Raw genomic sequence first — 23,611 nt, 5'->3', positions numbered from 1 at the left:
TGCTGCGTAGTGATCGCCGATACCTTGAATTTGGGTTCTTCATACTTCTATCATCATTGATCGCTCGAGCTCGAGGGACGCGTCTGAATGACGGAGCAACAAAAGAAGTTTCCAGAGTTCTACGTGACGGCTCCGCAGCCGTGCCCCTACTTACCCGGCAAGCTCGAACGCAAGCTTTTCACGCACCTCACGCACGACAAGCCGCCTGAGCTTATCGACCGCCTGCTCACGACAGGGTTTCGGCGAAGCCAGAACATCGCTTACGTCCCCTACTGCGAAGGCTGCCAAGCTTGCGTTTCGGTGCGCGTTCTCGCCAACGAGTTCGAGCCTGACCGTTCGATGCGTAGAACGTGGAGAAAGAATTCTTCGCTTGTCGCCCGTCGCACGGCACCGACGCCGACGATGGAGCAGTTCCGGCTGTTCCGCGCCTACATCGATGCTCGCCATAGCGATGGCGGCATGGCCGACATGACGATGCTCGACTATCGCATGATGGTCGAGGACACGGTGATCGAGACATTCCTGACGGAATATCGCGCCAAACCGGAAGGCATCGAGGATCTCGACTTCGAAGCCTGGCCGTTGAAAGCCGTCGCGCTTTGCGACCGGCTGACCGACGGCATCTCGATGGTCTACAGCTTCTATGATCCCGTGGACGAGAACGCCGGGCTCGGCACGTACATGATCCTTGAACACCTGGCGTTTGCGCGCCGCATCGGCCTGCCGCACGTCTATCTGGGCTACTGGATCGAGGGTTCGCGCAAGATGGCGTACAAGACGCGCTTCAAGCCGCAGGAGCGCCTCGGACCGGATCGCTGGGAAACAGCGCCCAGGGACGAAGAGGTCGCGGGCTAATCTCCCTCGCCGCGGCCCAACGCTTCAGTTGGCGAGTTCGGCGTCGAGCTTCTGGAACATATAGACCCACTTCGCGAGCTGCGTGTCGACGAGCAGCTTCATGCGGGTACGAAGCTCGACCATCAGGGCGCAATCCGGCGATTGAGCCGACGCCCCCTCCTGCCCCATCGATGCAATCGCTGAGAGAAGTTCATCCGTCTTTTGATCGTAGACGCTCGTCTTATCATCCTTGACGAAAGGCTTGGCCTTCTCGATGAACTCATCGTGCGTCCAATGGCGCTTGTCCTTCAGTTCGCGCAGCTTTTCCTGGAACATCGGCCGGTTCTTGGCATTGAGATCGCGTAGACTTCCGGCTGCTTCTTCAACCACGCTCTCGAAGTCTTCACGCGAGCAGGTGGCCGGAACTTCGGCGGCGCGCGACGTCCCGCATGCGACAAAGGCCGCCAGAATGAAGCCTCCGGCCTGACAGACTACGCGTTTCCTACACCCACCCATGGCGCGAAGTCGTAGCTTCGAGCCTCGCAGCCGACAAGCGCCATTCGTCAACAGCGCCGCTTAAAAGCGCGGGCCGAACGAATTGGATCGTGGGAAACCCTTGGGCGCCACGCGGCCGGCCTGTGCACGCTCGCCGACCCACTCTTTAAGTTCGCTCCAGGACAGCGTGAATTCGCGGCCCGCGCTGTCGAGCCAGGTCAAGCCATTCGACTTCTTGAAGACGCGCGCATCCGACAGTGCGCCGTCCTTCATCCTCTGCAGGATGACGCCCTTGCCGCGCGTCATCTCGTTGACCTCGTCGAGCTTGAAAATGAGCATCTTGCGGTTTTCGCCGATGGTCGCGACGTAGTCGCCGTTGACGGGCACGCATACGCGCGCTTCTTCCGGCCCGCTGACGTTCAACACCTGCTTGCCCTTGCGGGTCGACGCGATCACCTCTTCTTCGGGCACGATGAAGCCGTAAGCGCCGGTCGAAGCAACGAGGAGCTTGCGCGATGGCTCGTGGACGAAGATCTCGGCGATGTCGTGATTTTCTTCGAGATCGATCATCAGGCGCACGGGCTCGCCATGACCGCGCCCGCCGGGCAGCGCGCTCGCTTCGAGCGTGAAGAACTTGCCGTTCGTCGTGAAGATGACGAGCTTGTCGGTCGTAGAGGCTTTCAAGGCGCGCTTCAGGCTATCGCCCTGCTTGAATTCGAGTTTCGACAGATCGTCCTGATGGCCCTTGAGGGCGCGCACCCAGCCCTTCTCGGACATGATGACGGTGATCGGCTCTTTCTCGACGAGCGCCGCTTCGAGGTCGATATCGACGTCGGGCATATCGGCGAAAGTGGAACGGCGGCGGCCGAGCGGCGTCTTCTTGGAATACTTCTCGCGCGTTTCCTTGACTTCTTCGGCGACGCGCTCCCACTGCAGCTCTTCGGATTTCAAGAGCTGCTTCAACTCGCGGCGCTCTTTCGAGAGTTTGTCGTGCTCGGCCTTGATCTCGACTTCCTCGAGCCGCGACAACGACCGCAAGCGCAGGTTCAGGATGGCTTCGGCCTGGACGTCGCTCAAGTTGAACTTCGACATCAACTTGGCTTTAGGATCATCCTCGCGGCGGATGATCCGGATCACCTCGTCGATATTGAGGTAAGCGATCAGATAGCCGTCGAGCACTTCAAGCCTGTGCTCGATTTTCTTCAGACGATATGTCGAGCGGCGAACGAGAACCTCGATGCGGTGCTCAAGCCATTGCCAGAGCACATCGTGCAAATCGAGGACGTTGGGAATTTGGCCGGCCGATAGAACGTTCATATTGAGGCTGGCGCGAACTTCGAGCTCGGTGGAGCGGAAGAGACTCTCCATCAGGAGAACGGGATCGACGGTCCGGCTCTTGGGCTCGAGCACAAGGCGGATCTCCTCCGCGCTCTCGTCGCGCACGTCGCCCAGAAGCGGCAGCTTCTTCTCGCTCATGAGATCAGCGATCTTCTCGATGAGCTTGGCCTTCTGCACGCCGTACGGAATTTCCGTGACGATGATCTGATAACCGCCGCGGCTGGTATCTTCCTTCTCCCAGCGGGCACGCAGACGGAAACCGCCGCGTCCGGTCTTGTAGGCTTCGAGGATCTGCGATCGCGGCTCGACGATCACGCCTCCGGTCGGAAAGTCCGGGCCGGGGATGATCTCGACCAGCTTTTCGATGGTCGCGTTTGGATGCTTGATCAAGTGCAGAAGACCGGCGCACAATTCGTCGACGTTGTGCGGCGGGATGCTGGTCGCCATGCCGACGGCGATGCCCGAAGAGCCATTCGCCAGAAGGTTCGGGAACGCGGCCGGGAGGACGACCGGCTCTTCGACGCGGCCGTCGTAATTGGGGCGAAAATCGACGGTCTCTTCGTCGATGCCTTCAAGAATAAGCGCGGCGATCTCAGTCATGCGCGCTTCGGTGTAGCGCTCGGCAGCCGGGTTATCGCCGTCGATGTTGCCAAAGTTTCCTTGGCCGTCGACGAGCGGATATCGAACGGCAAAATCCTGAGCGAGACGCGCCAACGCGTCGTAGATCGCCTGGTTGCCGTGCGGGTGGTAATCGCCCATCACTTCGCCGACGATCTTGGCGCACTTGATAAAGCCGCCGTCCGGATTGAGACGCAGCTCCCGCATGGCGTAAAGAATGCGCCGGTGGACAGGCTTCAGGCCGTCGCGCACGTCCGGAAGCGCGCGGTGCATGATGGTCGAAAGGGCGTAGGCGAGATAACGCTCTTCAAGCGCCGATCTCAGCTCGACGGGCTCGATGGGGCCTTCGCCCGGAAGAATCGGTTTGTCACTCATGAGGCGAACCTCTACAGCGCTACCGGAGAGCGCTCAAGCCTGGGCCCTCGCAGCGCTCGGCCGGTACCGCTCACCGCGCCATTTGGGCGCAAGCACTCCACGCCGCGTCCACAGGTGCGTGGCGCCATCCACAAGGACAATCCCTTTAGAGATCATCGCCATGGCGCTGGCGCGATGGAGCGCCTAATGCTTGGAGACACTCACCGGCCAAGGGGCTGCTAATACGATGGGGGCACTGGTTCCCGACCTACCTAAGGTCGAACAGCACATCGTGGACATGACGAATCAAGTCCGCCAGGAGAAGAACCTGCCGGCCTTGAAGGTCGACGCCATGCTGTCGAAGGCGGCCCGCGCGTTTGCCCAAAGTGTAGCGAACAGCGGCAAGTTCTCTCACACGGCCGACGGGCGGACGCCGGCTCAACGCGCGGAAGCTGCAGGCTATAAGCATTGCGACATCGCAGAGAATTTGGCGATGGATGAAAACGCCGCCGGCTATGACACGGGCGCGCTCGCCCTTCAGGCAATCGCGGGTTGGATGAACTCGCCACCGCATCGCGCCAACATTCTGCGGGCGAGCATATCGGAGATCGGCGTGGGGGTTGCGCGCGCGCCGGGCGCCAAACCGAAGTTCATCTCCGTCGAACTGTTCGGGCAGCCGGCGGCGAAGAGCCTGACGTTCAAAATCCGAAACGTTGCGAAAGTCGCGGTGACGTATGCCTTCGGCGGCAAGTCCTACGATTTAAAACCTGGAGTGTCCGTTGTGCACACGTCGTGCTCACAGGACCAACTCGTCATTTCCCAACCGGGCGGTATATTTTCCTCAGGAAGCGAAATCGCCCGCATAACCGCAGAAAACAAAAAGCTATATACGCTCAAGGCTGGAGCGAACGGCGCGCCCACTTTGGATATTGCAACGCGTTCAACTACTCCTTAGCAGCGATTTTGGCTGTGTTGATACTTCCCCGCTGGCAGTGGGTCTGCCATCAATTGCGAATATCAAAGCAAAAGGGGAGACGCCATGCAGACTCGCCAGCTTCTGATCTTCATTGCGCTAAGCCTCATCGCCGTCGTTGCCGTCATGGCAGCTGTTTCTGCCTTCCGGCGAACGGAGCCGCCGGTTCAGGTACAAGCACCGGCAGCAAGCGTCGACACGGACAAATCGACCGGCAAAACAACGATCGACGCTCCTTATGCTCATATCGAAAAGGACAATTCGGGCACTAAGATCGAGGCCCCCGGCGTCAAGATCGAAGTGCCGAAATCTCCCAATCCCTGAGCTTCAGAGACGCGAAAGCCGCCCGATCTCGCGTCGGGCGGCCACAGACAGCGCAGGGCGACAGTGCCCGCGGCCTCAACCGATCGTTCTCAGGATGCCGCCTTCGACGCGAAGCGCCGCGCCGTTCGTCGCGGAAGCTTCCTTCGAGGCCGCATAGATGACCATGTTCGCCACTTCTTCGACGCTGGCGAAGCGTTGAATGAGGGATGTCGGCCGGTGCGTCTTGACGAATGTCGCCGCCATCTCGTCCGGCGTTTTGCCAGCGCCTTCGGCCATCGACTTTATGAACTCTTCGACGCCCTCGGAACGCGTCGGCCCCGGGAGGACGGAATTGACCGTGACATCGGTGCCCGCAGTGAGCTGGGCCAGGCCTTGCGCAATCGAGAGCTGGGCGGTCTTCGTGAAGCCGTAGTGGATCATCTCGACCGGGATGTTCACGGCCGATTCTGACGAGATGAAAATGATCCGCCCCCATTTGCGCTCGAGCATGCCCGGCAGGTAGGCGCGCGACAGGCGCACGCCCGACATGACATTCGTTTCGAAGAAGCGCGTCCAATCCGCGTCAGGGATGTCGAAGAAGGGTTTGGGTTCGAAGATACCGGCGTTGTTGATCAGGATGTCTACCGAGGGCACCGCCTTGATAAGCGCGTCGCAGCCCTCGGCCGTGGCGACGTCTCCAGCCACTCCCGAGACGGCGGCGGCCTTGCAGGCGTCGTGAACGGCTGCGACGCCGCGATCGACCGTCTCCTGCTTCCGGCCATTTATGACAACCTTCGCTCCCGCCTGCGCAAGGCTTTTCGCAACGGCCAACCCTATGCCGGCGGTCGAGCCGGTCACGAGAGCGGTTTTGTCGGTCAGATCGATTTTCATGGGCCGGCTCCAAAGGGAATGTGATCGGACGGGGCAGGTGAAACGTGCGCTAGATCGGAACTTCCGGACTGCGAATGCAAGACAAAATATTGATCTGCGTCACGGATGCCGCCGGGGAAGAGAACGATCCTGCTACGATGTCGGCGAGAAAGAGTTGCAGCCTACGATTCGAATTTTTCGAATGCTGCAGCGTTAACGATGCAAAGCCTCAGTCACTCCCCGCGCCTCCAACAGCAACTCCACTGTCGTAGAAAAGATCTAATGATCGGCCGCAGCCGCGGACCGCAATGGAACCCGAGGCAAAACGTGATGTTGTTGCCTAGGAGATGAAATGGCGCTCGAGATCGAACGGAAATTTCTGACTCGAGGCGATACTTGGCGTCAGGCTTCGACGGGATCGGCGCGCATCGTTCAAGGCTATTTCGCCCGCACTCCCCTTCTCCGCGCACGTATCCGGATCTATGGCGACAAGGGCTTCATCACGCTCAAGAGCGAGGGTGGGCAGCTTGTTCGTCACGAATACGAGTATGAAATTCCGAAAGCTGAAGCTGCGGAGATGATCAAGCAGTTCAGCATCGAGCCTATGATCAGCAAAATCCGTCACAATGTGCCGTACGAGGGCGTCGTGTGGGCCGTGGATGTGTTCGAAGGCGCCAATCGCGGCCTCGTCCTGGCGGAAGCCGAGCTCAAGCATGCCGATCAGGAACTTGCGCTGCCACCGTGGGTCGGTGAGGAAGTCACCAAAGATCGCCGCTATGGCAATTCCAACCTTGCCCGCTATCCCTTCGTCACCTGGGATGGCGACGGCAATCCGCCTGTCGACGACGGCGACGCGCTATAAAGAAGGCGAGGTCGATCCCCTCGCCTTCGTGCCTCAGCGCCAGCCGTAATACGGATTGTAGTAATCGTCCGCGTCATCGAAGGGACGGCGATCGATCTGCCTCGGCGCGTAGGGTACGTAGGCCGACTTAGGACGAGACGGCGCTGCCTTTGCCGAAGACGCGATCCTTCCGCCCAGCGACCGCACGATGGTCACCTCCGTGCCGACATGCACGAGCGACGCGAGGTGTAGAACATTCTCGTTCATCATGCGGAAGCATCCGGACGACGCCGCGGTGCCGATCGACTTCGGCTCGTTCGTTCCATGAATGCGGTACAGCGTGTTGCCGAGATAGATCGCCTTCGCGCCCAGCGGATTGCGTATGCCGCCGAGCATGCGGACGGGAAGCCCAGGCTGCCGCTGTCGCATCTCTGCGGGCGGATACCAATCGGGCCAGTCGGCGATGCGCGACACCTTCTCCTTGCCGGTCCAGGCGAAGCCTTGCCGGCCGACGCCGATTGGATAGGCGTAAGCCGTATTGGACGTCAGCACGTAATAGAGCTTGCGCGCACTCGTATCGATCACGATCGAGCCCGGGGCGTAAGGTCCGCTGAACGCGACTGTCGGCGGCGCGACGGCGCGGATAGGCGGCCGCGGACCGCCGTTGGCGCCCTGCGATTTGCTGAGGCGGTCTTCTTCCTCCTGCGAGGGCGCCGCATCCCATGCGCCGTAATCGTCGCGATCTTCGTACCGGCCGCGGGATCCCGGATCGCGGTAGGTGTCGCGGTAGTTGTCGCGATAATTGTCGCGGCGATCGACGCGGGGGCCTGAATCGCGCTGGTCGAACGAGCCGTCATCGTCGCCATTGTACCGGGGGTCGTAGCGGCGCGGATCGTTGTAGGGATCGTAGCGATTGTCGGCGCGCGAACCTTCATCGTCGTAGCGATCGTCGCCATAGGGCGCGCTGTAGCGCGGACCGTCCCAGGGTGACCATTGCTGAGCCGCGGCGATGCTTGCCGAGCCGGCCAGTAAAGAGATCGACGCTATCGCCAATAGAAACGTTTTTTTTGAGTTCCGAGCCAACATGACAGTTCCCGCTTGTCAGTTGAGGCGAAGCATTCGCCCCGGCATTCCTTCGCGCGGATGCTTGCCCTGCGAAGTCGTCAACGGCGTGGCAAATCAAAGGCATCCGCCTACGACAAGCAGATCAAATTGTAGCAGCGAAACGCTCAAGGTTGATAAAAGGCCGGTTTTTGGGGCTATCGCATCTTTAGCGCGAGGTGCGGGACAGGACGTCCATCAGCTCCGCAACCTTGCGGCGCTGATCGGCCGAATTGCCGCTTGCGATCGCGTGTTCGACGCAGTGGGCGACGTGGTCGCGGAGCACCTCCTCCTCGACGCGACGCAAAGCAGCACGCACGGCCGATATTTGCGTGACGACGTCAATGCAATACCGGCCTTCCTCCACCATCTTGGCGAGGCCGCGAACCTGACCTTCGATGCGGCTCAGGCGTTTGAGACAAGCGGTCTTTGTCGGTTTCTGCATGCCTTGACGCATACCCTATGGGGGTATATCCCGTCAATCACGCTGGTTAAGAAATCCATGTCACGTGAAGAGGCGCCATGACCGCGGACAAACCGTCATCCGAGCACGGGAGTGGCGCACAGGGCTGCTGCGGGTCGAGTGCGAGCCCGCATGGCGAGAAAGCCCGCAGTCACTCTCATCATGGTCACATGGGCCATGACGGCGCCACGCCGTCAGCCGACACTGTCAAGGACCCGGTGTGCGGAATGAGCGTCGACCCGGCGACGGCCAAACACAGCGCCGATCACGGCGGCCAGACCTATTACTTCTGCTGTGCGGGATGCCGCACGAAGTTCGTCGCCGATCCGGGCAAATATTTGGAGCCCGCGACGGAGGCCGCGGAAAGCCTTCCGGAAGGCACCATCTACACGTGCCCGATGCACCCGCAAATCCGACAGGTCGGACCGGGCTCATGTCCCATCTGCGGCATGGCGCTCGAACCTGAACTGGTAAGCGCAGAGCCTGAGCCCGATGGCGAGCTGCAGGACATGACGCGGCGGCTCTGGGTCGGCTTGGCGCTCGCGCTGCCGGTCTTCCTACTCGAGATGGGCGGGCACATATTCAACCTTCATCACGTCATCAGCCCCACGGTTTCGAACTGGGTGCAGCTTGTGCTCGCGACACCTGTCGTACTCTGGGCCGGTTTTTCGTTCTTCGAGCGCGGTTGGAAATCGGTTCAAACACGCAACCTCAACATGTTCACGCTGATCGCGCTCGGAACGGGCGTGGCGTGGGGGTATAGCGTCGTCGCGACACTGGCGCCGGGCATGTTCCCCGCAAGTCTTCGCAGCATGGATGGCGCGGCGCCGGTCTACTTCGAGGCCGCGGCAGTCATCACGGTTCTGGTTCTTGTCGGCCAGGTCTTGGAGCTGCGGGCGCGCGCGCAAACGAGCGGAGCGATCCGGGCCCTTCTGAAGCTTGCTCCCAAGACTGCGCGTCGGCTGAAGCCTGACGGCTCCGACGAAGAGGTGGCGATCGATGCCATCGCCGTCGGTGACAGACTCCGCGTTCGACCGGGTGAGCGCATCCCGGTCGACGGCGATGTGGCGGAGAGCAAAAGCAACGTGGATGAATCTATGGTGACGGGCGAACCCATGCCCGTCAGCAAGAGCATTGGCGCGAAGGTCATCGGCGGAACGATCAATGGCTCGGGTGCGCTCATCATCGAAGCGCAGAAGGTCGGCCGCGATACGATGCTGTCGCGCATCGTGCAGATGGTTGCCCAATCCCAGCGTAGTCGCGCACCGATCCAGCGTCTCGTCGATCGTGTCGCGGGTTGGTTCGTGCCGCTGGTCATCGGCGTCGCGGTTCTCGCGTTCGTCGCGTGGATGATGTTCGGGCCGGAGCCGCAGTTCTCCTACGCTTTGATCGCCGCGGTTTCCGTGCTCATCATTGCTTGTCCGTGCGCGCTCGGCCTCGCGACGCCGATGTCGATCATGGTCGGGGTTGGACGCGGCGCGCAATCGGGTGTGCTGATCAAGAACGCGGAAGCGCTCGAGCGCCTCGAAGCCATCGACACGCTCGTCGTCGACAAGACCGGCACGCTCACCGAAGGCAAGCCCAAAGTCGTTACAATCCGAGCTGCCTCCGGCATTGAGGAAGCCGAGCTGCTGCGCCTCGCGGCAAGCCTCGAGCAGGCGAGCGAGCATCCGCTTGGCGCCGCCATCGTCGCATCGGCGCGCGAACGCAAGCTGAGTCTTTCGTCCGTCACGAATTTCGCCGCGCCTTCCGGCAAGGGCGTTTCGGGGCACGTCGACGATCGCGACGTCCTCATCGGCAACGCCAAGATCTTCGATGAAGCGGGGATAGCCACTGGTTCTTTGGAGGCGGACGCGGACAAGCTACGCTCGGATGGATCAACAGCGGTCTACGTTGCTATCGACAACAAAGCAGCCGGTCTCATCGCCATCGCCGACCCCATCAAGGCGACGACGCTTTCGGCCTTGCGGAAGTTGAAAGAGCGTGGCGTGCACGTGGTTATGCTGACCGGCGACAATGCCACCACCGCGCAGGCTGTCGCAAAGAAACTCGGCATCGACGATATCAAGGCCGATGTTCTGCCTGAGGACAAATCCCGCATCGTCGAAGATTTGAAGCGTCAGGGCCATGCTGTCGCCATGGCGGGAGACGGCGTCAACGATGCGCCGGCGCTGGCGGCCGCGGACGTCGGCATCGCGATGGGCACCGGCACCGATGTTGCAATCGAAAGCGCGGGCGTGACCTTGCTTCGAGGCGATCTCGAAGGCATCGTGAAAGCACGTAGGCTTTCGGAAGCCACGATGTCCAACATCCGGCAGAACCTGTTCTTTGCCTTCATTTACAACGCCGCAGGCGTTCCGATCGCAGCGGGCATTCTCTATCCGGTCTTCGGCCTTCTGCTGTCGCCGATCATCGCTGCGGCGGCGATGGCGCTGTCTTCCGTGAGCGTGATCGGAAACGCCTTGAGACTTCGCACGGTCGATATCGACTAGACAGTTTTGGCGTCGAGAACCGCCATTCGCGGGGCTTTTTCGAGCGAAAGCACCAGCACCGCCGCGACGATGCAGGCGACCCCGGCGGCAAAGAACGCAGGAAGATAGGTCGAGAATTCCGTGCGCGTGAAGCCGGCGCCGTAGGCTGCTGTCGCGGCGCCGAGCTGGTGACCAGCGAAGATCCAGCCGAACACGACGTTGGTTTTCTCGGCTCCAAAATAGCGCGTCGTCAGCTTGACCGTCGGCGGCACCGTCGCGATCCAATCGAGGCCATAGAACATCGCGAAGAGCGACAGCCCGTAAAAGGTGAAGTCGGTGTACGGCAGGTAGAGCAGCGACAAACCTCGCAGGCCATAATACCAAAACAGCAGCCAGCGATTATCGAACCGGTCGGACAGCCAGCCCGATCCGATCGTGCCGAAGAAATCGAACATGCCCATCATCGCGAGCACGCTTGCAGCCGTTACCGACGCTAAGCCATAATCTCCGCAGAGGGCGATGAAGTGCGTCTGGATGAGCCCGTTGGTGCTCAACCCGCAGATGAAGAACGTCGCGAACAAGACCCAGAACGCGGCCGTTCCCGCCGCTTCTTTCAGGACCACCAGCGGCGTCGCCAGAAGCACGGTGAAGCTTTCGGAATGTGCGGGCGTCGGCACGACATCCTTTGCGCCGTACGGCGGAAGACCGATATCCGCGGGCCGATCGCGCATCAGAAAAAACACCACGGCCGCCGCAATAGCGATCATCAGACAGATAAAGCACAGCGAAACCCGCCAGCCGTAAAGCGCCGTCATCTTGGCGAGCAGCGGCAGAAAGATAAGCTGGCCGGTCGCGGTGCTGGCAGAAAGCATGCCCATCACCAAACCTCGGCGCTCGGCGAACCATCGCGTCGCGACCGTCGCTCCCAGCACCATGGCGGTAAGTCCCGTGCCGAGACCGACGCCGATGCCCCATAGCAGAACGAGTTGCCAGAGCTGCGCCATCGCGAGCGAGGCGGCGAGCACCGTGGCGACAATCGTCAACGCCGTCAGAACGATCCGGCGCACGCCGAAGCGGTTCATGAATGCGGCCGCGAACGGGCCCATCAGGCCGAACAGAACAAAGCGGATCGCGAGTGCAGAGGAAATCTCGGACGTCTTCCAGCCGAACTCCTTCTCCAGCGGCACGATGAACACGCCCGGCGCGCCAACCGCGCCCGCAGTGACGAGCATGGTCAGGAACGTTGCCGCGACGACGACCCAGCCGTAGTGGAGGTTTCGCTTCGCAAAGGCAGAAACAAACGGCGATGCCATCATGGTCAGGAGGTCCGAGGGATGAATTTCGATGCGCGCCTTATATGATGATCATAATTAAAAACCAGCGCGACCGAGCGATACGAGCCATGCTCGTGGCGCAGTCGGAAAAACGCCGGAGCGCCTGCCGCTTCCGCCCGAACCAAATTCTTTAACAATGTCATAAGCTTCCTTTGATACTGGCAACATCGGCTTCCTTTGCGGTCCAAACTGAAGGCATTCTAGCATCGCCTCAGGAAGCGGGGATAAGTTCGCGTCATTTTTAATGTTGGGCCGCCGGCGAGAGCACACGACAGATGATTTGGAAGCGGGTTCTGCTCTTCGGGTTGGTGGTCTGGGCGCTCGCGATGATCGTGCCGGATTTCGCACGCGTCGTTCGCCCGCTCGGCTCATTCGGCTTTTACGCCGACAGCAACGGGCTGATCTACGACGTTGCGGGTCCATTTCTGGTCGAGGATAAATCGCCCGCATGGAAGGCCGGAGTGCGCGAGGGCGATCGCATCGATTTCTCGCGCATGCGTTGCATCCCCTATGACCGCGAGGTTTGTGCGGCGACCATTTCGGCCGTCGGCGGGAATGAATACGTGCTCCCCGGCGTCGAGGCGACATTCGATCTACTGCCGAATGGCACCGAAGCTGCGCGGCAAGTTCATCTCACCGCCGCTCCGCGACCGACCAGTCTGCTTGTGAAGATCGTTCTCGCCCTGCAGCAGCTGGCGGGTATCGCTGTCATTTTCGGCGCCGCGTGGCTCGTGTGGACGAGGCCCGGCGTCATGAGTTGGTCCTTCTTCCTCTACGCGATCTGGTTCAATCCCGGTCAGGCTTATGAGTTTTATGCGCACTTGCAGCGCTGGCCGATCCTGCTCATTGCTCAAAACGCTTTCGGCTGCATCATTCAGGCTGCGGGCTATGTCGGATTGCTCATCTTCGCGATCCGCGCCCCGACCGGCACTTTGCAGCCGGAATGGGCACGCACCGAGCGGGCGCTGCCTTGGCTCGGCGGCGTTCTCGCGGTGGCGCTGATGGCGTCGTATGGCAGCGCGTTCGGATACCCGACGGAGCTGCTGAGCCGCATCACCATCCTGTTCGGCATCGCAGTCAGCGCGGCGGCGGTGACGATACTGCTGATGCGGCGTCACACGCTATCGCCGAAGGACAACCAGCGTTTGCGATGGGTGATGTGGGGATGCCTGATCGGACTGCCTGCGTTCGTCATCGCCGACCTCAATGAATACACGACCCTGCTTACCGATTGGGACGGGCTGTTCCTGCCGGAGGACGTCGCGGGACTGCTCTACCTCGTCAACGGCGTGCTCTGCCTCTTCGTCGTCGAAGCGGTTCGGCGGCAACGGGTCGTCAGCGTGGCGATCCCGTTGCGTCGCGTCACGCTCCTGGCGCTGATCACCAGCTTGCCGGCTCTGCTCCTGCATGAGCAGACCGAACATCTGCACCATCTCGTCGAGCTGCCAAGCTGGGCGTGGCTACTCGTCGGCGCAGCCATCCTCTTCGTGATCAGCCGGCTGCATGAATGGTCGGTCGAGGTCGCCGACGAATTCTTCAATCGCTCGCTCGACCGGGCGGAAGAGCTTCTCGATGAAGCCATACGCGAAGCAAAAACCAGCGACGAGATCGACCGCATTCTGTCAGCAAGGCTTGCGGGCCTTCTCAAGCTGTCATCGGCGGCGACGTACCGGCGTCACGACGATGGCTTCAGCCGTTATGTGCCCGGGGCGCACTGGAGCGGGGGCGCGAATGACCTAAAACTCAACGATGCCGATCTCGGCAATCTGCTGCGCGGCGTTCCCTGCGTGATCAACGAGGCCGCGGCCAAAGACGCAGGCCTGCCGGCAGGTCTCGACATGCCGCTCCTCGCCATTCCGGCCGCGAGCCGCGTGCATTGCTTCGCCATTACGTTCTACGGCCCGCACGAGTCTGGAACCGCCATCGACGCCAACGAGAAGCGTACGATGCAGAACCTTGGCCGGCATGCCGCCGATGCCTACGCACGTCTCGAAAACGCGGAGCTTCGCAGAGCGGTCGCCGAACTCAAAGGTCAGGCCGGCCTGCGCGGCGCAATCGCCTAGCACCGGTCGCATCATCTCCGGTGATGCTGAAAGCGATCGGTATTTCGTATTGGAACGTTCGCCGTCCGGCAGGCATGTAAGGGCAGCAGGAATACTGTCGCTCCATATGAGCTATAGTTCGTTCCATCAATGCGAATGAGTGTGAGGACGCATGAAAGTCGGGTTCATCGGCCTGGGCCAGATGGGTACAGGCATCGCCACAAATCTCATCAAGGCGGGCCATGAAGTCACCGTCTACAATCGCACGCGCGCAAAGGCTGAGGCTCTCGCGGCGATTGGTGCAAAAGTTGGCGCGACTGTCGCAGAGGCGTGCAAAGCGGATGCCGTCTTCACGATGCTGGCAGACGACCAGCCCGTCGAAGCCATCGTGTTCGACAAGGGCGGCGTTATCGAGAGCTTGCCTGCCAATGCCGTCCACGTCTCTTTGAGCACCATCAGCGCCGCGCTGTCGAAGCGGTTGGCGCACGCACATAGCGAAGCGGGTCAAGGTTACGTCGCAGCTCCGGTGTTCGGACGCCCCGACGCCGCAGCCGCCGCGAAACTGTTTGTGGTCGCCGCAGGGAAGCGCGAGGCTATCGAGACGGTGTCGCCATTGCTCGATGCGATCGGACAGAAGACGTTCGTAGTTTCCGATGACGCGCACGCCGCGAATATCGTCAAGCTAAGCGGCAACTTTCTCATCGCATCGGTCATCGAGTCTCTAGGCGAGGCGATGGCTCTGGTTGGCAAAGCCGGCATCGACAAACACGCGTATCTCGAAATCCTGACGTCGACGCTGTTCGGCGCGCCCGTGTACAAGACGTACGGCAATATGATTGCGGGCGGGACGTTCACGCCTGCGGGTTTTGCCGCGCCTCTGGGATTGAAGGACATTCGGCTGGCGCTCGCAGCGGGCGAAGACCTTCGCGTTCCGCTTCCCCTTGCCAGCCTTTTGCGCGACAGATTTTTGACGCTGCTCGCCAACGGGGGTGACGAACTCGATTGGTCGGCAGTCGGAGGACTGGCTGCGAAAGACGCGGGTACGAACTGAACGCGTGTCTCCTCGCGTGACAGCTCGCGCGCTTTCCGCATAATTGGTTGTGTGCAAATCTGAGCGCCCTGCTTTCGTCTGAATTGCCAGATCAGCTTCGGATTTCGAGGCCGCGAGATGAGCGTTTCGATTGCCACCTTGAGCGAGCGTCTGCCACCGGGGCCAAAGGGCAGCTGGATCTACGGCAATCTCGCTCAAATCGGCCCGCGTCGCGTCGACTTCTTTCATGATCTTGCACGCACCTATGGACCGGTCGCAAGTTTCCGCATCGGGCGCTGGCGGCTGTTTCTCGTCAGCGATCCTGAGCTGATCCAGCAGGTTCTCGTCACAGATGCGCGAAGCTACATCAAGCACTTCGGCGCGCGCACCTTCAAGCCGCTCCTCGGCAACGGACTCGTCACAAGCGAAGGCGATTTCTGGCTTGCCCAGCGCCGCCTTTTGCAGCCGGCTTTCTTGAAGGCGCAGGTGCTGTCGTACGCGCCGATCATGTCCGAGCTGACCGAAGCCATGCTCGAGAGGTGGACGCCCGGCCGTTCCGTCGACATCGAATTCGAGTTCAGCTCGCTGACGAGCGCCATCGCGCTGAAGACGCTCTTCGGCCTGGATGATCATGGCGATCGCGCGCGTATCGACGAGAGCTTGCGCAAGGCGATCGAACTCCTCACTCACCGGCTCGACATAGCCGTGCAATGGCCGCTTTGGCTGCCCACACCGGCGAATTACCAACTGCGGCGCTCACTCGACCGGCTGAACGCCGTGGTCGACGGATTCATTGCGGAAAAGAAAAGGCAGCCGCTCGGAAATGACCTGCTGTCGACGATGATCGCTGCTCAGCATGAAGACGGCACGCGCATGAGTTCGCAGCAGCTGCGCGATGAAGCCATGACGCTGTACCTCGCGGGTCATGAAACGACGGCGCTCTCTCTCACGTGGAGCTGGTATCTGCTGTCGCAAAACCCGCAGGTGGAGGCAAAGCTTGTCGAGGAGTGGCGGCGTGTTCTCGGCGGCCGCGCGGCGCAGGCAAGCGACATCGCGTCTCTTCCCTACACGAGCGCGGTCATCAACGAATCGATGCGTCTTTATCCGCCGGTGTACGTCATCGGCCGCGAGGCGACGGAAGATCTGGAACTTGGCGGCTACGTCGTCAAGAAAGGCTATACGGTGCTGATGAGCCAATGGGTCAGCCACCGCGATCCGAAGTATTTTCCGGAGCCGGAGCGCTTCCTGCCCGAGCGATGGCTCGACGGTCTCGCGACGCGCCTTCCGAAGTTTGCCTATTATCCGTTTGGGGGCGGGCAACGGCTTTGCATCGGCGTGCATTTCGCGCTGATGGAAGCCGTGATTGTTCTTGCGACGGTCGGTCAGAAGTATCGGTTCACGCTCAACGCCGATGCTGTGATCGACATCATGCCTCAAATCACGATGCCGCCAAAGTACGGCATTCCGGCCACCCTGACGCGGCGAGATGATTGATCATGCCGGGACGGCTGCATCCTCCCGCTGCCGGCGGAACGAAAAGCGCCGCTTCACGGCCGGCTCCCCAACCGAGGCAAGAGAAGAGATCAGATCAGCCGTGCCGCGAATGACGCGCCGGTTGTTCCAATATCCGGTGTGCGCGCGATAGGCGGCGAGCGGCTGCGACAAACGTCCAACGCCGCGCATGAGCCAGCCTTCCGAGGCGACCTCGATATCGTCGAGCAGCGCCTCGTTGGCGTAGGCCTCGTTCAGCGGCTTCAAGGGATAGCCGAGCAGATCGTTGCGACTGTAATAGTTTAGCCATCGGGCGCGGGCGCGCATGCCGAGATCAAGGTTTCTGCCAGGAAATGCCGGCGGCGTGCCCGGGTCTCGCGATGAGGTGATCGGCATGATGCGGCTCGGGCCGAACGTGAATGTGAAAAGCGGCATGTTGGAGCCCATCATCACGAGCCCTGCGAGCGTATCGAGACGGCGAAAGGCTGAACCGTTTCGTAAGTAGTCGGAGAACTCGCGGATCTCCTCGCCTTCCAGCGCCAAACGCGCCTCGTCCCAGCTTTTGATCGTATTCACGTCCCAGATGAAGGACGAGATGATGTGGCAGCCCAGCGAATGACCAACGAAGATCAGCGGGCGGTTCGGAAGGTTGTCCGAGTCGAGACTTTCGAGAACCGCGCGCACGTCGGACTGAATTTCGTAGTAGCAGGAATTGCGGAAGCTTTTGGTCTTCTGGTAGGCGGCCGCATCGCCCAGCCCCTGCACGACCAGGCTGCGATACGCCGTCACCGGAAAGAGGCGCTTCTCGGAAACCGCATCGAGGTATTCCTTCTGGCGCTGACGGACGCGTTCAGCCCAGAAAACGGAGCGGAAGGTGACAAGATCGCGAACCCGCTTCGGCAGCCTGGCTTCGATCGCATCCTGCATCCGGGCGTGATAGCCGGGTGCGAACGTGTGGATGCCATGCACGAAAACGACTGCGACGGGTTGCGCCATTCTTTCCCTCCCCGGCGCCTGCGCTGCGACCTGCCGCAGGTGCTGGCATGGCTATCGTCGGAGGTTGCGGCGTTTAGATGGCGCGGCTACGACAGGCGTTCGCGCGCCGGTGGTTTCCGCCGCCATCACACGCTTATCGGGACATCGTCATGACGGAAAAGATCGTTGCTGTGACAGGCGGGGCGCAGGGTATCGGCAGGGGGATCGCCTATGCCTTTGCGGAGGCCGGATATGCGGTGTCGATTGCCGATACCGTGCGCGATGCCGGAGACGAAGCGCTGACGCATATTCAGAAGCTCGGCGGCAGGGCGCTTTATGATCACGTCGACGTCTCCCGGCCAGACGACGTGCAAAGATGGATTGCACGCACGGTCGACGAGCTTGGCTGCCCGAGCGTGCTTGTCAACAACGCGGGCATCAATGCGAACGCGCCGTTCTTGGACCTGAAGGTCGAAGACTTCGATCACGTTCAAGCGGTGAACGTGCGGGGCACGTTTCTTTGCTCGCAAGCCGTCGCGCGCGAGATGATCAAGCGACACCAAGGCGGCGCTATCGTCAATATCGCGTCGACCCGGGCATTCATGTCGGAGGCCGATACCGAAGCCTACAGCGCCTCCAAGGGCGCCATCGTCGCGCTGACACACGGTATGGCGATCAGCCTTGGTGGCACGGGTATCCGGGTCAATTCGATCAGTCCGGGCTGGATCGAGACCAGCGACTGGCAGTTTTCCGGCCGCGCGAAGGCGCCGCACCACTCCGACGCCGACAAGTCCCAGCATCCCGTTGGGCGCGTGGGCGTACCGGACGACATTGCGCGCGCGTGCCTGTTCCTTGCTGACGACGCGGGCTTTGTTACGGGGCAGAACATCATCATCGATGGCGGCATGAGCGTAAAGATGATCTACGTGTGAGCGGCGTCGCGGGGGTGACGCAATCGCTGCTTTAGGTCTTTTCACATCCAATCACTCGCGGGAGTTTGTTTCGTGACGAACGTTACGATCGAGAACGTGTCGGATACCGCATTCTGGGTTGCGCATTATCGCGGCGTAGAGGGCAAGCAGAAGTCGCCTTTGTTCGAGGATCCACTCGCAGCCGTTCTTGCGGGAGAACGCGGGCGGCGGATTGCGGAGTCGATGCCGCGGCCGTTCATCACGGCGTGGGTCATTTCGGTCCGTACGCGTCTCATCGACGACCTCATCCGGGGTTGTCTCGCGCGCGGCGTCGATACCGTCCTCAATCTCGGCGCCGGACTCGATACGCGCGCCTATCGCATGGACCTGCCTTCGACGTTGCAGTGGATCGAAGCGGATTACCCGGCAATGATCGAATACAAGGAACGGCTGTTGGCGAAGGAGACGCCGCGGTTTCAGTTGACACGCGTGAAGTGCGATCTTGCAAACGACGCAGAGCGGCGCGCGCTCCTTGCCGACGCCAATGCGAAATCAGGAAAGATGCTGGTCCTGACGGAGGGCGTCATCCCATATCTCACCAACGACCAAGTGGGAACGCTCGCTGACGACCTTCGCGTCCTTGATCACGCGGCGTTCTGGATCGTCGATTATTTCTCGTCGGAGCTGTTGAAGTTTCGTCACCGGACGATGTCAAAGAAAACCGAGAATGCGCCGTTCCTATTTCAGCCGGCGGATTGGACTGAGTTCTTCCGCCAGCATCGCTGGTCTTGCGAGAAGATGCTCTACTTGGGTGAGCAAGCCGAGCGTTTGCAACGGAAGATGCAGCTTCCCGTGTTGGCTGGCGTGGTGATGGCGATGCGCGCTCTCTTCGTCCCCGCAGAGCGGCGGAACTTCAAGAACGACGCGGGCTACGCGCTTCCCGTTCCGGATTGATGCCGTGCAGGCAAAACAAAACCCCGGCGTGGCTGAGCGCCGGGGCTTGCGCGACCCTTTTGAGGGAGCCGCCATCTTGGCTTGCGCCAAGATTTTTAGACACCGCGTCGGAGTACGCCAGCCAGAAGTCCGACAACGATGAACACAACAGCGACCATCAACAACAGGTGGGCGCCTGAGATGGCCGTACCGGCAACGCCACCAAAACCAAGTGCTGCAGCTACGATCGCAACGATAAGAAAGACGATCGCGTAATAAATGAGATTACCACCCATGTGGTCCTCCATCCTCATATGTCGTTGCGGACCAAACGCGGTCAGGAGTCCTTCGGTTCCGTGTGTTGGTAGGCGCTGCGATTATTCTGCATCGCGAAACGGCCCAGTTGCCACACCAGCTCATTTGGCAATGCCGGCCGGCTCCCGAGGGCGGCGCGTCGGCGGGGTCTCGATATTCTCGCCCCTGCGCGAAGATTAACGCTCAGAGCGCACCGCGGGCGGATCAAACCACTTGGCCGCCCCGCTTCCGAGCGGTAGCGTGTGACCAGCGTTGATCATCTTCGTTGCCCGCATTGGTTCACTATGCCCGTCGTTCTATCCGTTATTGGCCAAAAAGGCGGCGTCGGGAAAAGCACGCTGGCGAGAGCCATATCGGTTGTAGCAACCCAGGGCGACCTGCGGGTGAGGCTTGTCGATCTCGACATCGGCCAGCAGACGTCGGTCCGCTGGTCCACGACGCGGGCGTCCATGCGCGCCAAACACCCGGTCGATGCCCAGGCATTTTCGTCCGTACGCGATGCGCTTGCGCAGGCTGAAGACTTCGATCTCGTCGTGGTCGATACGCCCGGTCATCTCTCGCCTGAGACTTTCGAAGTCGCGCGCGCGTCGGACCTCATCATCCTGCCAACCGGCACGAGTTCGGACGATCTCCACCCTGTGACCCTCCTGCTCTACGAGCTCGAGCAGATCGGCATTCCCAAAGACAGGCTGTTCGTTGCCCTCTGCCGGATATTGGATCCGAAGGAAGAACGGTGGGCGCGGCACTATCTCGACACGACCGGCTTCGAGGCTCTCGAAGGATCGCTTCCCGAACGGCTCGGCTACCGGCGCGCGCATAACCGCGGCAAGTCGGTGACCGAGACAAACGAGCTGGCGCTCAACGAGCGCGCGAACCAACTCATGGCGAGCGTGCTCAAAAGGGTTTTGCGCCATGTCCGCAGGGCGAATGGCGTGTACTCATCGCGTTGAGCGTGACGTTTTCTAAGTGGCGAGCAATTCGCCACGAGGCCAAGCTTCGCTTTCTTACAAATCGGTCAAAGAGAATCGCGTTGGGAAACTATCCCGCCGCGAGCTTGTTTTCCTGCCGCCGTAAGCAACAAGGAGGAAAGCCCGATGAAATTTGTCACGACGGCTGCGCTACTCGGAGCAACCATGCTCGGGTTCACTGCGACGACGGCCTCCGCCGATATCGTATGCAACGGCGAAGGCGATTGCTGGCACGTCCGGCACCGGTACAATTACGATCCCGGCTTCGGCGTCGTCGTGCATCCCGACAACTGGCGTTGGCGCGAGGCCGAGCATTATCGCTGGCGCGAACATGAAGGACGCGGTTATTGGCGCCGCGGCGTTTGGATCGGCTTCTGAGAGCCGCGCCGAGGTTTAGACTCGGCGCCACATTACGCATCACACGGCGGCTAGGTTTGGACCCTGCCGCCGTTTACTCCGCTTAAAGCGGAATATTGTCGTGCTTCTTCCAGGGATTTTCGAGCGTCTTGTTGCGCAGCATATTTAGTGCGCGGCATAGCCGCTTACGCGTCGCGGAGGGCGTGATGACCTCATCGATATAGCCGCGTTCGGCGGCGACGAAGGGATTGGCAAAGCGCTTCTTGTACTCGTCAATGCGTGCCTGGATCTTTACGGGATCCGACAGCTCCGACCGATAAAGGATCTCCGCCGCGCCTTTGGCGCCCATCACTGCGATCTCGGCGGTGGGCCATGCGTAGTTGACGTCACCGCGAATGTGCTTGGAACTCATCACGTCGTAGGCGCCGCCATAGGCCTTGCGCGTGATGACCGTAACCTTCGGCACCGTGGCCTCGGCATAGGCGAACAGCAGCTTCGCGCCGTGCTTGATTAGGCCGCCGTATTCCTGCGCCGTACCAGGCAGGAAGCCCGGAACGTCAACGAAGGTCACGAGCGGAATGTCGAAGCAATCGCAGAAGCGAACGAAGCGGGCCGCCTTGCGCGACGCGTCGCTGTCGAGCACGCCTGCAAGCACCATCGGCTGATTGGCGATGATCCCGACGGTAGAACCTTCCATGCGAGCAAAGCCCGTCACGATGTTCTTGGCGAAGGCTTCTTGAATTTCAAAGAAATCCGCTTCATCGACGACTTTGAGGATCAGCTCCTTGATGTCGTATGGCTTGTTCGGATTGTCCGGAATGAGCGTATCTAGCGAGTGATCGATGCGCTCCGGACTGTCGTTGGTCGGGATGATCGGCACGCCGGCCTGATTGCTCGAGGGCAGAAAATCCATCAGACGGCGCATCTGCAGGAGCGACTCGAGATCGTTCTCGTAGGCCTTGTCCGCAATCGAAGATTTTGTGGTGTGAACCTTGGCGCCGCCTAGCTCTTCGGCGGTCACTGTCTCGTTCGTCACCGTCTTCACCACGTCAGGTCCGGTCACGAACATGTAGCTCGTGTCTTTCACCATGAAGATGAAGTCGGTCATGGCAGGCGAGTAGACGTCGCCGCCCGCGCACGGTCCCATGATGACCGAGATCTGCGGGATGACGCCGGAGGCCAGCACGTTGCGCGTGAAGACTTCGCCATAGCCGCCGAGCGCGTCCACGCCTTCCTGGATGCGGGCACCACCGGCGTCGAACAGGCCGATGATGGGGGCGCGGTTCTTCAGCGCCATGTCCTGGATCTTGGTGATCTTCTTTGCGTGCGTCTCCGAAAGCGAGCCGCCCATCACCGTGAAGTCTTTGGCGAAGACGTAGACGACGCGGCCGTTGATCGTGCCCCAGCCCGTGACGACACCGTCGCCCGGAACCTTCGTCTTCTCCATGCCGAAGTCGGTGCAGCGGTGCTCGACGTACATATCGAATTCTTCGAACGAGCCATCATCCATCAAGAGCTCGATGCGCTCGCGCGCCGTCAGCTTGCCCTTGGCATGCTGGGCGTCAATGCGGGCACGTCCGCCACCGAGACGGGCATTGTCGCGGCGCTTTTCAAGCTCATCGATAATGTCTTTCATGGAACCCCTTGCCTGGCTCGGGCGAAATCTGCCGGAAGGGCTCTCTAGCATGGCTCCCATACGGCGCAAACGGTGAGTTGTCGCAAAGCGGAACCGGACCCTTAACCGCTTTCAAATGCCGGGAATCAGGCGGTTTTTATTACGCCTTCGGCTGCGTCTTCGGTGAGCCGGGTGGTCAGCTCAGGGGGCTTCACCTCGAGGAAGCCTGCGCCACGGATCGGCTCGATCATAACGGGGTACTTCCCCGCGGCTGCCCAGGGCAAGGTCGCCCCGATGAAATTGGGCAGCGGATCGACGATCACGCGTTTACCAGAGATCTTCTTCATGTGCGCTTCGGCGTCGGCGCGCGTGGCAAACACATGCAGCCGCTCCGGCGTGCGCGGCTTCTGGCTGCCCGGCGTCAGCATCGGACCTTCGGCATTGCCGACAAGGTAAACTTCGCGGCGCTCGCGGGCGGCGTTTGCATAATGAGGGATTGCTTCGGTTTTCAGCCGGATCAGAAGGTCACGGGGGTCAATCTCGGCTTCGATCGGATCGGACACCCAATCGGTGCCAACGAAGCCCTTGGCGGTCGCGATGCCCGGCAGGAGGTCGGTCGCAAAGACCTCGAGCGAGAGATCCTGCAGCTCTCGGTTGCCTGCCAGCGCCTCCGCCCAGCGGCCAGCCTCGATCGGGCTCGACCAGAAGAGCTGGACCGTGCGACCGGCGACTTTCTGAGACGGTACCGAGGCATTCTCCTCGTCCGCCAGCGTCAGCACGCGCCCTTCGGCAACCGCCCGGCGCACGAACCGGTCGCGTTGCGCTAGCTCAGGAATGCGCGGCGCGTTGAGCATTGGTCATCGACCTCGAATCACTTCGAAAGTGTTCTTGATAGTCAGCGGCAGGGCAAGTGAGAGCAAGCGGGAGGGCTCTGCTATTTGCTGCGAAGAGTGCAAGGTCGATACATCAGGGACCAGAT

General features: G+C 61.0%; 22 protein-coding genes. 12 read left to right on the top strand and 10 right to left on the bottom strand.

Translation table 11 applies throughout. The annotated features are described in order from the left end of the window. The first annotated feature begins 87 nt into the window (after positions 1-87). Positions 88-855, top strand: coding sequence for an arginyltransferase (locus tag EKK30_RS15660; protein ID WP_290986477.1), 768 nt, complete (start codon positions 88-90; stop codon positions 853-855). Between the two features lie 24 nt (positions 856-879). Here the strand turns inward: EKK30_RS15660 and EKK30_RS15655 are convergent, their stop codons facing one another. Together EKK30_RS15655 and parC are read right to left on the bottom strand one after the other, a co-directional pair. After that, positions 880-1,350 (bottom strand): hypothetical protein, encoded by a 471-nt coding sequence (locus EKK30_RS15655; RefSeq protein WP_290986476.1) that lies wholly within the window; start codon positions 1,348-1,350, stop codon positions 880-882. Positions 1,351-1,410: 60 nt separating this feature from the next. Then, positions 1,411-3,660, bottom strand: a complete 2,250-nt coding sequence (gene parC / locus EKK30_RS15650; RefSeq protein WP_290986475.1) for a DNA topoisomerase IV subunit A — start codon at positions 3,658-3,660, stop codon at positions 1,411-1,413. A 190-nt stretch (positions 3,661-3,850) separates the two neighbouring features. Between parC and EKK30_RS15645 the strand changes: the two genes are divergently transcribed. Next, positions 3,851-4,594 (top strand): CAP domain-containing protein, encoded by a 744-nt coding sequence (locus EKK30_RS15645; protein WP_290986474.1) that lies wholly within the window; start codon positions 3,851-3,853, stop codon positions 4,592-4,594. An 84-nt stretch (positions 4,595-4,678) separates the two neighbouring features. Continuing rightward, positions 4,679-4,936 (top strand): hypothetical protein, encoded by a 258-nt coding sequence (locus EKK30_RS15640; RefSeq protein WP_290986473.1) that lies wholly within the window; start codon positions 4,679-4,681, stop codon positions 4,934-4,936. 75 nt (positions 4,937-5,011) lie between these two features. Here the strand turns inward: EKK30_RS15640 and EKK30_RS15635 are convergent, their stop codons facing one another. After that, on the bottom strand, positions 5,012-5,806 hold the full coding sequence (locus tag EKK30_RS15635) for an SDR family oxidoreductase (RefSeq protein ID WP_290986472.1): 795 nt from the start codon (positions 5,804-5,806) through the stop codon (positions 5,012-5,014). A 331-nt stretch (positions 5,807-6,137) separates the two neighbouring features. Between EKK30_RS15635 and EKK30_RS15630 the strand changes: the two genes are divergently transcribed. Further along, on the top strand, positions 6,138-6,647 hold the full coding sequence (locus EKK30_RS15630; protein ID WP_290986470.1) for a CYTH domain-containing protein: 510 nt from the start codon (positions 6,138-6,140) through the stop codon (positions 6,645-6,647). A 33-nt stretch (positions 6,648-6,680) separates the two neighbouring features. On the opposite strand, the gene EKK30_RS15625 is transcribed toward EKK30_RS15630, so the two are convergent. Continuing rightward, entirely contained in the window at positions 6,681-7,712 is a 1,032-nt protein-coding gene (locus tag EKK30_RS15625; protein ID WP_290986469.1) for a L,D-transpeptidase, read from the bottom strand. Positions 7,713-7,896: 184 nt separating this feature from the next. Continuing rightward, positions 7,897-8,172, bottom strand: a complete 276-nt coding sequence (locus EKK30_RS15620) for a metal-sensitive transcriptional regulator (RefSeq protein ID WP_290986468.1) — start codon at positions 8,170-8,172, stop codon at positions 7,897-7,899. Positions 8,173-8,249: 77 nt separating this feature from the next. Here EKK30_RS15620 and EKK30_RS15615 point away from each other — a divergent pair, with 77 nt between their 5' ends. Continuing rightward, complete coding sequence (locus EKK30_RS15615; RefSeq protein WP_290986467.1) at positions 8,250-10,682, top strand: heavy metal translocating P-type ATPase; 2,433 nt, start codon at positions 8,250-8,252, stop codon at positions 10,680-10,682. Here the strand turns inward: EKK30_RS15615 and EKK30_RS15610 are convergent. Then, positions 10,679-11,977, bottom strand: coding sequence for an MFS transporter (locus EKK30_RS15610; RefSeq protein WP_290986466.1), 1,299 nt, complete (start codon positions 11,975-11,977; stop codon positions 10,679-10,681). The genes EKK30_RS15615 and EKK30_RS15610 overlap by 4 nt on opposite strands. 293 nt (positions 11,978-12,270) lie before the next feature. On the opposite strand from EKK30_RS15610, the gene EKK30_RS15605 reads away from it, so the two are divergent. From EKK30_RS15605 to EKK30_RS15595, 3 genes are all read left to right on the top strand, one after another. Beyond that, positions 12,271-14,058: a hypothetical protein gene (locus EKK30_RS15605; protein WP_290986464.1), complete on the top strand. Its 1,788-nt coding sequence runs from the start codon at positions 12,271-12,273 to the stop codon at positions 14,056-14,058. Between the two features lie 151 nt (positions 14,059-14,209). After that, positions 14,210-15,088 (top strand): NAD(P)-dependent oxidoreductase, encoded by an 879-nt coding sequence (locus tag EKK30_RS15600; protein ID WP_290986463.1) that lies wholly within the window; start codon positions 14,210-14,212, stop codon positions 15,086-15,088. A gap of 117 nt (positions 15,089-15,205) precedes the next feature. Continuing rightward, positions 15,206-16,561: a cytochrome P450 gene (locus EKK30_RS15595; protein WP_290986462.1), complete on the top strand. Its 1,356-nt coding sequence runs from the start codon at positions 15,206-15,208 to the stop codon at positions 16,559-16,561. Here the strand turns inward: EKK30_RS15595 and EKK30_RS15590 are convergent, their stop codons facing one another. Further along, entirely contained in the window at positions 16,562-17,554 is a 993-nt protein-coding gene (locus EKK30_RS15590) for a hypothetical protein (RefSeq protein WP_290986460.1), read from the bottom strand. It lies immediately after the preceding gene. A 149-nt stretch (positions 17,555-17,703) separates the two neighbouring features. Here EKK30_RS15590 and EKK30_RS15585 point away from each other — a divergent pair, with 149 nt between their 5' ends. Continuing rightward, positions 17,704-18,465, top strand: coding sequence for a glucose 1-dehydrogenase (locus EKK30_RS15585; protein ID WP_290986459.1), 762 nt, complete (start codon positions 17,704-17,706; stop codon positions 18,463-18,465). Between the two features lie 72 nt (positions 18,466-18,537). Further along, positions 18,538-19,398: an SAM-dependent methyltransferase gene (locus EKK30_RS15580; RefSeq protein WP_290986458.1), complete on the top strand. Its 861-nt coding sequence runs from the start codon at positions 18,538-18,540 to the stop codon at positions 19,396-19,398. Positions 19,399-19,493: 95 nt separating this feature from the next. Here the strand turns inward: EKK30_RS15580 and EKK30_RS15575 are convergent, their stop codons facing one another. Then, positions 19,494-19,673 carry a DUF1328 domain-containing protein gene (locus tag EKK30_RS15575; protein WP_045835916.1) on the bottom strand — a complete coding sequence of 60 codons (180 nt, stop codon included), beginning with the start codon at positions 19,671-19,673 and terminating at the stop codon, positions 19,494-19,496. A 261-nt stretch (positions 19,674-19,934) separates the two neighbouring features. On the opposite strand from EKK30_RS15575, the gene EKK30_RS15570 reads away from it, so the two are divergent. Together EKK30_RS15570 and EKK30_RS15565 are read left to right on the top strand one after the other, a co-directional pair. Beyond that, entirely contained in the window at positions 19,935-20,642 is a 708-nt protein-coding gene (locus EKK30_RS15570; RefSeq protein WP_290986456.1) for a ParA family protein, read from the top strand. A 144-nt stretch (positions 20,643-20,786) separates the two neighbouring features. Next, positions 20,787-21,038, top strand: a complete 252-nt coding sequence (locus EKK30_RS15565) for a hypothetical protein (protein ID WP_290986455.1) — start codon at positions 20,787-20,789, stop codon at positions 21,036-21,038. 82 nt (positions 21,039-21,120) lie between these two features. Here the strand turns inward: EKK30_RS15565 and EKK30_RS15560 are convergent, their stop codons facing one another. Both EKK30_RS15560 and EKK30_RS15555 read right to left on the bottom strand, forming a co-directional pair. Further along, complete coding sequence (locus EKK30_RS15560; protein ID WP_290986453.1) at positions 21,121-22,653, bottom strand: acyl-CoA carboxylase subunit beta; 1,533 nt, start codon at positions 22,651-22,653, stop codon at positions 21,121-21,123. A 125-nt stretch (positions 22,654-22,778) separates the two neighbouring features. Then, complete coding sequence (locus tag EKK30_RS15555) at positions 22,779-23,486, bottom strand: DUF2750 domain-containing protein (RefSeq protein WP_290986452.1); 708 nt, start codon at positions 23,484-23,486, stop codon at positions 22,779-22,781. Between the last annotated feature and the right edge of the window lie 125 nt (positions 23,487-23,611).

This window comes from Hyphomicrobium sp. (genome assembly GCF_003987855.1).
In the GTDB taxonomy this organism is placed as follows: domain Bacteria; phylum Pseudomonadota; class Alphaproteobacteria; order Rhizobiales; family Hyphomicrobiaceae; genus Hyphomicrobium_B.
Note: the sequence above shows the minus strand (reverse complement) of the source record. Positions and strands in the feature narration are given on the sequence as shown.